The organism is Sulfuricaulis sp. (genome assembly GCF_041499725.1).
GTDB lineage: Bacteria > Pseudomonadota > Gammaproteobacteria > Acidiferrobacterales > Sulfurifustaceae > Sulfuricaulis.
In genome coordinates this window covers 1-10,414 of the sequence record NZ_JBGQKW010000092.1, presented here as the reverse complement: position 1 = coordinate 10,414, position 10,414 = coordinate 1, and the positions used below count along the sequence as shown (strand labels likewise).

At 58.7% G+C, this 10,414-nt stretch carries 6 protein-coding genes, 2 tRNA genes and 1 pseudogene; 1 reads left to right on the top strand and 8 read right to left on the bottom strand.

The features are described from left to right. Together ACC569_RS12610 and ACC569_RS12605 are read right to left on the bottom strand one after the other, a co-directional pair. Positions 1-555, bottom strand: a pseudogene (locus ACC569_RS12610) (ABC transporter permease); the annotation flags it as partial. Further along, on the bottom strand, positions 552-2,726 hold the full coding sequence (locus ACC569_RS12605; protein ID WP_372523885.1) for an ABC transporter substrate-binding protein: 2,175 nt from the start codon (positions 2,724-2,726) through the stop codon (positions 552-554). The gene ACC569_RS12605 and the pseudogene ACC569_RS12610, both read right to left, overlap by 4 nt. A gap of 243 nt (positions 2,727-2,969) precedes the next feature. On the opposite strand from ACC569_RS12605, the gene ACC569_RS12600 reads away from it, so the two are divergent. Further along, complete coding sequence (locus ACC569_RS12600) at positions 2,970-3,770, top strand: enoyl-ACP reductase (RefSeq protein WP_372523884.1); 801 nt, start codon at positions 2,970-2,972, stop codon at positions 3,768-3,770. A 2-nt stretch (positions 3,771-3,772) separates the two neighbouring features. Here ACC569_RS12600 and ACC569_RS12595 read toward each other — a convergent pair whose 3' ends face one another. The 6 genes from ACC569_RS12595 to clpX all read right to left on the bottom strand — a co-directional run bounded on the left by ACC569_RS12595 (position 3,773) and on the right by clpX (position 10,410). Continuing rightward, positions 3,773-5,659 carry a SurA N-terminal domain-containing protein gene (locus ACC569_RS12595; RefSeq protein ID WP_372523883.1) on the bottom strand — a complete coding sequence of 629 codons (1,887 nt, stop codon included), beginning with the start codon at positions 5,657-5,659 and terminating at the stop codon, positions 3,773-3,775. Positions 5,660-5,757: 98 nt separating this feature from the next. After that, positions 5,758-5,834 (bottom strand) — tRNA-Asp (locus ACC569_RS12590). 7 nt (positions 5,835-5,841) lie between these two features. After that, positions 5,842-5,917, bottom strand: a tRNA-Val gene (locus ACC569_RS12585). A gap of 37 nt (positions 5,918-5,954) precedes the next feature. Further along, positions 5,955-6,302: an HU family DNA-binding protein gene (locus ACC569_RS12580; protein ID WP_372523882.1), complete on the bottom strand. Its 348-nt coding sequence runs from the start codon at positions 6,300-6,302 to the stop codon at positions 5,955-5,957. 153 nt (positions 6,303-6,455) lie between these two features. Beyond that, entirely contained in the window at positions 6,456-8,888 is a 2,433-nt protein-coding gene (gene lon, locus ACC569_RS12575; protein ID WP_372523881.1) for an endopeptidase La, read from the bottom strand. Positions 8,889-9,108: 220 nt separating this feature from the next. Continuing rightward, entirely contained in the window at positions 9,109-10,410 is a 1,302-nt protein-coding gene (gene clpX / locus ACC569_RS12570; RefSeq protein ID WP_372523886.1) for an ATP-dependent Clp protease ATP-binding subunit ClpX, read from the bottom strand. Positions 10,411-10,414: the final 4 nt, after the last annotated feature.

The window sequence follows — 10,414 nt, the reverse complement described above, 5'->3', positions numbered from 1 at the left end:
GCCGATGTCATAACCCGAGACCGGCACCAGGCGCAGCAGCATGCTGACCAGGTATTGCCCGCCGATGACGTAAAACAGCGCGGAGATGGACATCATGATGACGCACAGCACCACGCCGGCGGTGTCGAGATAACTACCGCGAAAAAACGCGATCAGCATGGCAAACGTGATATCCACCAGAATGCCGACCAGAAAAATCGGCAGGGCGATGGCGAGACTCGGCCACATGCGTTGGCGGATGTCGTAACCGATGTTGCGGCCGTTGTCGGAGCGGCCGAATTCGAGCGCGAACAGTCGCAACGAATGTTTGTAAAAGATGGTGTCAGTGAGCTTTTTCGTGCCGGTGCCGAGGGCGTTGTACAGCAACGGCTTGTTGTAACCGCGGTCCTCTTTCCACTTGGCGATCGCCTCGGGCGTGACGCGCTTGCCGCCCAGATGCACGCGCGCCATGTCGTCGGGACTGTTGACGAAAAAAAATAACGCAAAGGTGAGCAGATTCACGCCGATCAGGATCGGTATCGCGTACAGCAGGCGGCGAATGATGTAGGCGATCAACGGCGTGTCCCCCTCTCGCGCCGGCGGTAGGTTACGACGGCCGGCACCGCGCTTGCCGCGAGCACCGCCAGCACGGCCACCATGGGCCAGATCACGGGGCGATTCCAGGCCGCACGCCGCTCGACACGCATCGTGGGATCGAGCCGGGTGTATTTGAGGGTGTTGTTCGCCATTTGGCCGGGCTTGGTGTTATATACCCAGGCGTGCTGCAGGGTGAACTGCTTAGGATGCATGCCCCAGACCCAGGGCGCGTCGCGGCGGGCGATGTCGACCATCCGGTCGATGATTACCTGGCGCTCTGGCGTGTTGTCCATGTTCTTCATGCGTTCGAACAGGCAGTTGAACTCTGAATTGTCGTAGTTCGATGCATTCTCGCCGTCATGGCCAACCTTCTTGTTCGGCCCGTACAGCAGGAACAGGAAATTCTCCGGGTCGGGATAATCCGCGTTCCAGCCCCAGTCGTAGAGCTGCGCGTCGCCCTTGCGCATCTTTTCCTGGAAACGGTTGTAATCCGTCGCGCGCACGACCAGGTCGATGTTGAGTTTCTGCAATTGTTTGCGCATCCAGTCGAGCTCGGCCTTGCGCTCGGGCCCGGTCGCCGGAGTTTCGAAATTGATCATGAGCGGCTTGCCGGTATCAGGATCGACGCCGCCCAGATAGCCGGCCTCGGCCAGCAGCTGGTGCGCATATTCAATCGGCTTGCGCTGCGGTTTTCCATCGACCCAGTCGTAGACGTAGGGATTGATGCCCGCCTTGCCCTCGCGGTAGCCGAAGATACCCGGCGCCAGCGGGCCTTGGGCGGCGATGCCGCGGCCGTTGTCAAAAATCGATATCCGTTCCTCAAAATCGATGGCGATGGAGATCGCGTGACGCAGCTTGCTGGCGCGCTCCGTGTAGCCGCCAATCACCGGATCGAGCATGTTGAAACCGAGGTAATAGGTCGAGGTCTGCACGCTGGTCAGCAGCTGTATGCCCTTCTGTTTCATCGCCTCGCTTACTTCGGTGTCGCCCTCGCCGGTGAAGCGGATCGCCTGATCGAAACTTTCGGCCAGCACACCGGAGCGGTCGTAATATCCCTGTAGAAACTTGTTCCAGTACGGGATGCCCTCCTTTTCGAGGCTGAATACCACCTTGTCGATGAAGGGCAGAGGCTTGCCGGCATCGGCCAACAAACCAGCCGGGCCGTCACCGGGCTCGCCCTCGGCGGGATAAAGTTCTTCGTGATAATGGGGGTTGCGCTCCAGCACCATCTGGCGGTTGGGATTGTTGACCGTCAGCATATAGGCGCCGCTGCCGACGGGATACCAGTCGAGCGTGAGATTCTTTTCCGCCATGCCCGGCTGCGAGAAGAAATGATCCGCTTCGGGTGGCAATGGAGAAAAAAATGGCATGGCCATCCAGTACAGGAACTGCGGATACTTGCCCTTGATCCTCACGCGGTAGGTGTAGCGGTCCACCTCCTCGACGCCGGGCAGCGGGTATTGCGTGAGATCGAGATAAACGCCCTCCTCGCGTCCGCCGGAGATGGCATCGTAGGCCTTCTTGAGCGTGACGGCATATTCCCGGATTCCTATGATGTAATCGTTCATGAGACTCTGGATCGGCGAATGCAGCTTGGGATGCGCCAGACGCTTGATCTGGTAGATGTAGTCGGCGGCCGTCAGCTCGCGCGTGCCGGTTTGCGCAAAATCTCCGATGGCATTGATCTCCGTGAGGTCACCGAGACCCAGGGCGTGATACAGCAACCTGCCAGAAGCATCGCGTGCGAACGCCGGGTGCGGCTGGAAATAAATGCCCGGACGGATATGGATCTCATATACGCTGTAGGCGATGCGCGCAACCGGGACATTGTGCGGCAGGCGGCGTCCCTGCTTGTCGAAAAAGACAGGCGTTGGAACGCCGGTGGCGCTCAGCGGAACCAGCGTATACGGCCGTTTGAGGTAATGGTATTGGAACGGCGGTTCGTAGATCTGGGCGATGAATTGATATTCGTTGGAGCTGTAGGCGCGCGCCGGGTCGAGCGTCTTGGGGCGCTCACGGAAGGCGGAATACAGAATGTTCTTTTCCGCGTCCGCCGCCGGATAGGGATTGTTCCAGGAAGCCGCCACGGCAGCGGAGAAAAGGATCAAAATCGCCAACAAGACAGTCCGCGTCGCGCCGGGGCATTTCATGCTGCCTGAGTCCGTTCTCCAGTAGTTCCGTCATGCCGGTTAAATGTAGCCCTGCTCGCTACGCTCGCTCGTCTTGACGTATTAAGCAAGCCGGTTACGGCTCCAATATATCAAATTCCATCCATTCATCCCTCTTCCCGCGGGCGTGAATTTTCGCTACTGTAGCGACTGATTTCACCCGGACGCCCGGTAAAACAACATGGCGTCAGGCTCACAATTCAAATAACAGGTGGAGATTGTTATATGGGATTTCTGGCAGGCAAGCGTGCGTTGATCGTGGGCGTGGCCGGGGACCGGTCCATCGCCTGGGGGATCGCCAAGGCCATGCACCGGGAGGGCGCCGAGATCGCCTATACCTACCAGAACGAGAAGCTCAAGGAACGGGTCGAGAAGCTGGCGGCCCAGACCAAGTCGGATATCATGATTCCCTGCGATGTCTCCAGCGACGAGCAGATCGAGGCGGTGTTCTCGCACCTCGACGACTACTGGGACGGGCTCGACATCATCGTTCATTCAGTCGCTTTCGCGCTGCGCGAACAGTTGTCCGGCAACTTCGTGGATGTTACGACGCGCGAGGGATTCCGCATCGCGCACGAGATCAGCTCTTACAGCCTGACCGCACTGGCCAAGGCCGGCCGGTCCATGATGCAGGGTCGCCAGGGAGCGTTGCTGACACTCACCTACATCGGCGCCGACCGCTCAGTACCCAACTACAACATCATGGGACTGGCCAAGGCGAGCCTCGAGGCAAACGTGCGCTATCTGGCGCAGGCGTTCGGCCCGGAGGGCATCCGCGTCAACGCGATCTCAGCCGGACCAATCCGCACGTTGGCGGCCGCCGGCATTAGCGACTTTAAAAAGCTGCTGGATTACAACGACAAGATGGCGCCGCTCGGGCGCGGCGTGACCATCGACGAGGTGGGAAATGTGGCGGCCTTCCTGTGCTCCGATCTTGCCTCCGCCGTGACCGGCGAGATCACCTATGTCGACGGTGGATTCAACACTGTGGCGATCGGCCTGGATTACGGCAAACTGCTGGAATAGGCTTATAACTGGTCGGCGTAAATCTTGACGCTCGTCTTCTGCCGCAATCCCGCACGGTAATTGGCATAGTAGTCCGGACCGCGACGCTTTATCAGCAACGACCGGGCCTTCTCCTGCGCGCCGCTTTCCGCCTTGTCTGACGTGTCGCGCACGCGCTGCAGGGCCAGCACCGCATAACCCTGGGGGCCCAAGTCAACCAGATCGTACACCGGCTTTCCACCCTCCGGTCGCGCTGCCCGGAACGCGGCTTCGGCGATGCGCGATTCAACGCCTGGCGGCGATTGGCGTGTAAACGCCTTCGGTGACTGGTATTTGAAACCACGCTTTTTGGCGAGCACCTCGAGCGATCCACCCGCCCGCAGTTCACGCAACCAGGCTTCACCCAATTTTCCGGCTTCCTGTTTTGCTTGTTCCTGCTTCAGTACTCGCTCGATCTGCGCACGCACCTCAGCCAAGGGCTTGCGTCCGGCCGGCTGCTTGTCGGCGACGCGGACGGCCACAAGGGTATCGCTGCTGATCTCGATCGCATCGCTGTTGCGAGCCTGAGCCAGCACATCCGGCTCGAACGCGGCCTGTGCCACCTTGGGGTTGGCGGCGATGCCGGGACCGCCGGCGCGCGTGAACCAGTCGCTTTTCTGAATCGGGAGTCCCAGGGCCTTGGACGCGGGCGCAAGACTGTCTGGCTGCTCATAGACAATATTGCGGAATTTTTCCGACAACTCGAAAAACTTTTCTTCTCCTTTGCGCCTGCGCACGACTTCCATCAATTCCTTGCGCACATCCGCAAAAGGTTTGCGCTTCTCGGGGGTCAGGGCGGTGAGCTTGATCAGGTGATAGCCGTAGGTGCTGCGAACCGGCTGGCTGATTTCACCTGATTTTAATGCGAAGGCCGCCGCTTCCAGTTCCTTCGGAATCGCCCCACGGCGAATCTCGCCAAGATCGCCACCGCCAGGGGATGTCGCGCTGTCCGTGGAATATTTTTTCGCGAGCGTACCGAAATCAGCCCCGGCGCGGGCCTGTTTGGCGATGTCCTGAATTTTCGTCAGCGCCTCTTTGGTCTGCTCATCCGTGGCCTGGGCAGGAAGCGAAATCAAGATGTGACTGGCACGGCGCTTCTCGGGAGTGACGTATCGGGCCGCCTCCTCGGTATAAGCCTTTTTGAGATCCTCTTCCGTCGGTTGGTCGCCCGTATTCAAGTCGCCGGCGGAGAATCGCAGGTACTCGACACGGACCTGCTCGGGTATCTGGAAAAGCTCGGTATGAGATGAATAGTACTGTTCGATCTCCTGACTGTTGACGGGCCCCGTGGGCATCACGGCGTCGGGACTAATCACGGCGTAGGCCACCTCCCGCTCCTGCGCCAGCAAGCGAACCAGTGCTGCCACGTCTGAGCGTGTGACAAAGCCGCTTTCGCTCAAGCCGGTCTGAATCTGCATGGCAAGACTTTCCTCGCGCACGCCAGTCTCGAATTCATGCGGATTCAAGCCTTCGCGACGCAGCGTGGCCTCGTACAGCGCGGAATCGAAACGTCCCTCGCGCTGAAAATACGGCAGATCGCGGATCGTTTGGGCCAGCCGCGCGTCGCTGAGGCGGTAACCCTGCGCCTCGGCATCGTGCGTGAGTAATGCCTGATCGATCAGGCTGTCGAGAATCCGTTGCTTGAATTGGGGGTTATCCAGAGTTGCCGGCTCCACGCGGCCACGCAGCCGGTCGATCTCGCGCCGGTATTTAATCTGGCTGATATCGGTGTCGCCGGCCTTGGCGACATTGATCTTGGAACCGCTGTCGAAATAGGAATTGATGCCCCACAACGCAAACGGGACGACAACCAGGATCAGGATGAAAGTAGCGAAGATGCCCTGGGTTTTATCGCGGATCTTGGAAAGCATTGGGCGGCTACTCTACAGCGGGTTTGCAGGCACATCAATTCCCGGAACAGACTCTAAAAAACAAAGGGTGAGGATGACTCCTCGCCCTGCGCGTGTAGTGGCGGAGCGGACGGGACTCGAACCCGCGACCCCCGGCGTGACAGGCCGGTATTCTAACCAACTGAACTACCGCTCCCGGTCTTTGGTGGGTGCTGAGGGGTTCGAACCCCCGACATTCGCCTTGTAAGGGCGACGCTCTACCAGCTGAGCTAAGCACCCTGAAGTCGAACTAAGACTTCCCCCCCCAAAAGGCCGGCTAGTTTAAGGCATCCTTCAGGCCTTTGCCAGACTTGAATTTAGGCGCCTTGGAAGCCGGGATGGCGATCATTTCGCCGGTTCGCGGATTGCGTCCGGTGCGCGCGGACCGGTTGCTCACGGAGAATGTACCGAAGCCGGAGAGCGTAACGGTATCGCCCTCGCGCAAGGTACCGGCGATGATCTCGAGCACCGCTTCCACGGCGCGTGTAGCGGAGGCTTTGTTCAGCTCGGTGGTTACAGCAACTTTGTCAATCAGATCGGTTTTATTCACGTTAGGTCCTCTTGCTGGATGTGGTGAACAGGATTCCCGAAAACAATTGCTGCTGAAACAGAAACGACGCTCCATGAAAAATCATAGACGCGTCGCAGGTTATATACAGTTGCGGGAAATTCTTGTCAAGAAAAACAGACACACGACACGGGCCGTGGGGCACCGTGTCATGTGAGCGGAGACAAAAGGAGCGATGCCCTCGGGCGAGGGCAAGTCAGGCCGTACCCGTCAATGCGTCGTGATCGGGTTGACGGCGTCGTGTGGCTCCGGCGGCTTGGCAGCCTCGGCGAGCTTCGATTCGTCCAGCGGCTCAGGCAGGCGCTCAAGCGCCGCCTCCAGCACCTGATCGACCCAGCGCACGGGACGGATATCGAGGCTGTCGCGGACGTTTTTCGGAATCTCAGCCAGGTCCTTGCGGTTCTCTTCCGGAATCAGCACCACCTTGAGGTTACCACGGTGCGCCGCGAGCAGCTTTTCCTTGAGTCCGCCGATCGGCAGCACCTCGCCACGCAGCGTGATTTCGCCCGTCATGGCCACCTCGGCGCGCACCGGTATTTTTGTCAATGCCGAGACCATGGCGGTGCACATCGCAATGCCGGCGCTGGGGCCATCCTTCGGCGTGGCGCCTTCAGGCACGTGCAGGTGGAAGTCATGCTTCTGGTAGAAATCGGGCATGATCCCGAGCTTGGCCGCGCGCGAACGCACCACGCTCATGGCCGCCTGGATGGACTCCTGCATGACATCGCCGAGCTTGCCGGTGATGGTCAGCTTGCCCTTCCCGGGCACGATAACCGCTTCGATGGTGAGCAATTCACCGCCCACTTCGGTCCATGCCAGGCCTGTGACCTGACCGACCTGGTTGGTCACCTCGGCCGTACCGTAACGGTAGCGCCGCACACCGAGGTACTTCTCCAGGCTCTTGGGCGTGACGGTGATTGTCTTTTCCGTCTTGGCCTTGTTGAGCAGGAGTTCCTTCGTCACCTTGCGGCAGATTTTGGCGATCTCACGTTCAAGATTGCGCACCCCCGCTTCACGCGTGTAATAACGGGTGATATCGCGAATGGTCTTCTCGGACAGATGCAGTTCGTTATCCTTGAGCCCGTTGTTCTTGAGCTGCTTGGGAATCAGATAGCGCATGGCGATGCCGATCTTCTCATCATCGGTGTAACCCGAGAGACGAATCACCTCCATGCGGTCAAGCAGCGGCGGAGGGATATTCAGCGTGTTCGCTGTGGCGACGAACATGACATCCGAAAGGTCGTAATCGACCTCGAGATAATGATCGTTGAACGCGTGGTTCTGCTCCGGGTCGAGCACTTCCAGCAGCGCCGAAGACGGGTCGCCGCGGAAATCCATGGCCATCTTGTCGACCTCATCCAGCATAAAGAGCGGGTTGCGAACTTTCGCCTTGGACAGATTCTGGATGATCTTGCCGGGCAATGAGCCGATATAGGTACGGCGATGGCCGCGGATCTCGGCCTCGTCACGCACGCCACCCAGCGACATGCGCACGAACTTGCGATTCGTGGCGCGTGCGATGGACTGACCGAGCGAAGTCTTGCCGACGCCCGGCGGACCCACCAGGCACAGAATCGGACCCTTGAGCTTGTTCACCCGCTGCTGCACGGCAAGATATTCGAGGATGCGTTCCTTGACCTTTTCAAGGCCATAGTGATCCTTCTCGAGAATTTCCTCGGCCTTCAAAAGATCTTTCTGGATCTTGTTGCGCTTCTTCCACGGGACGTTTACCAGCCAATCGATATAGTTGCGCACGACCGTGGCCTCGGCCGACATCGGCGACATCATCTTGAGCTTCTTCAGTTCCGATTCGGCCTTTTCGCGGGCCTCCTTGCTCATGCCCGCTTTCTCGATCTTCTTCGCCAGCTCTTCGGCCTCGTTCGGGCCCTCTTCGAGCTCGCCCAGTTCCTTCTGGATCGCCTTCATCTGCTCGTTGAGATAGTACTCGCGCTGGCTTTTCTCCATCTGGCGTTTCACGCGGCCACGAATGCGCTTCTCGACCTGCAGCAGGTCGATCTCGCTCTCGAGTACGGTGAGAATTTTCTCTAGCCGTTCGCGCACATCCTGCACCATGAGGATCTGCTGCTTGTCCTCGATCTTGAGTGACAGGTGCGCGGCCACCGTGTCGGCGAGCCGGCCCGGGTCGTCAATCCCCGCCAGCGAGGTAAGAATCTCCGGCGGGATCTTCATGTTGAGTTTGACGTACTGATCGAATTCATTCAGGACGGAACGCATCAGCGCCTCGCCCTCCTTGTCGGTGAGCGGCAAGGCTTCAAGCAGCGCCACCTGCGCGGAAAAGTAATCTTCCGTATCCAGATAATTCTGGACCACGGCCCGGCGCTCGCCTTCCACCAGCACCTTCACGGTGCCATCGGGCAATTTCAGCAGCTGCAGAATGCTGGCGATGGTTCCGATGGTATGGATGCTTTCCGGTGTCGGATCGTCATCGGAGGCGCTCTTCTGCGCCACCAGCATGATCTGCTTGCCGGACTCCATGGCCTGCTCGAGCGCGCGTATGGACTTGCGTCGGCCGACAAATAGCGGGATGACCATGTGCGGGAACACCACGACATCGCGCAACGGCAGCACGGGGATGTTCGTTTCCGATCCTGGAACGACCACGGGGGGTTTGGTTTCTTGCATTTCCGCCTGAAATTCCTGTAATCAGTGAAAGTGGGTGGGTTAGTTCAAGTTTGGGGCCTAAATGGCCCAATTTCAATCATATGACCAAGATATTTTTGAAAAAAAACCCAAACTCATCGGTCCGGCGACGAATGGCGCACATAACCGTACAAACTGCACCAGCTGTAAAAAAGAAACCCCGCGTGGGGCGGGGTTTCAGATGTAAAGCCATGGATTTCACTTATTGGCTGATCGATGCCCGCCGCTTGTCCTGCTCATCGTTATCGGCGTAAATCACCAATGGCTTGGCGCCATCCGTGATCACAGCTGATTCGATCACAACCTTCTTAACGTTCTCCACGGAAGGCAGATCAAACATTACATCGAGCAAGGCGCGCTCAAGAATGGATCGCAGGCCGCGCGCGCCGGTCTTGCGCTCCATGGCGCGCTTGGCCACTGCCAGTAGCGCGTCTTCGCGAATTTCCAGTTCAACCCCTTCCAACTTGAGCAGTTTCTGATACTGCTTGGCCAGGGCATTTTTGGGTTCCGTCAGGATTTGGATCAGCGCTCGCTCGTCGAGCTCGTCGAGGATAGCAATCACTGGCAGACGACCGACAAATTCCGGGATCAGTCCGTACTTGATGAGATCTTCCGGTTCAACCATGCGCAGAACCTCGCCCGCTTTCCTGGCGTTGGCCTTGCTGCGAATCTCGGCGTGGAAGCCGATACCGGCTCTCTCGCTGCGGCCCTGAATCACTTTCTCCAGGCCCGAGAACGCGCCGCCGCAGATGAACAGGATATTGCGCGTGTCCACCTGCAGGAACTCCTGTTGCGGGTGCTTGCGACCACCCTGCGGCGGCACAGAGGCGATCGTGCCTTCGATCAGCTTGAGCAATGCCTGCTGCACACCCTCACCCGACACATCGCGTGTAATCGAGGGGTTCTCGGACTTGCGCGAAATCTTGTCGATCTCGTCTATGTAGACGATGCCCTTCTGCGCTTTTTCGACGTCGTAGTCGCACTTCTGAAGGAGTTTCTGAATGATGTTTTCGACGTCCTCACCGACATAGCCCGCTTCGGTCAGGGTCGTGGCGTCGGCGATCGTGAACGGCACGTTGAGCAGTCGCGCCAAGGTCTCGGCCAGCAGCGTTTTGCCGGAACCCGTGGGGCCGATCATCAGGATATTGCTCTTGGAAAGCTCGACCTCGCCGATCTTGCCTTCGTGTTCGATGCGCTTGTAGTGGTTGTAGACCGCGACCGACAGCACTTTCTTCGCGTCGGTCTGGCCGATCACGTACTCGTCGAGTATCTGATGGATCTCGCGCGGAGTGGGGAATTTCTTCTTCGAGTTGGCGGCGTTTTTTTCTTCCTGGACTTCTTCGCGGATGATGTCGTTGCACAACTCCACGCACTCGTCGCAGACAAACACGGAAGGCCCCGCAATCAGCTTGCGCACCTCGTGCTGGCTCTTGCCGCAGAAAGAACAGTACAGGAGCTTTTCACTCTTTCCATCGCCCCTGCCCGTATGGTTGTTGTCAGCCATCCTT

What these genes read in the sequence shown, in the direction of transcription:
- ACC569_RS12605 (WP_372523885.1), bottom strand. Translation starts at nt 2,726, where the DNA reads ATGAAATGCCCCGGCGCGACGCGGACTGTCTTGTTGGCGATTTTGATC.
- ACC569_RS12600 (WP_372523884.1), top strand. Translation starts at nt 2,970, where the DNA reads ATGGGATTTCTGGCAGGCAAGCGTGCGTTGATCGTGGGCGTGGCCGGG.
- ACC569_RS12580 (WP_372523882.1), bottom strand. Translation starts at nt 6,302, where the DNA reads ATGGAGCGTCGTTTCTGTTTCAGCAGCAATTGTTTTCGGGAATCCTGT.
- ACC569_RS12595 (WP_372523883.1), bottom strand. Translation starts at nt 5,659, where the DNA reads ATGCTTTCCAAGATCCGCGATAAAACCCAGGGCATCTTCGCTACTTTC.
- lon (WP_372523881.1), bottom strand. Translation starts at nt 8,888, where the DNA reads ATGCAAGAAACCAAACCCCCCGTGGTCGTTCCAGGATCGGAAACGAAC.
- clpX (WP_372523886.1), bottom strand. Translation starts at nt 10,410, where the DNA reads ATGGCTGACAACAACCATACGGGCAGGGGCGATGGAAAGAGTGAAAAG.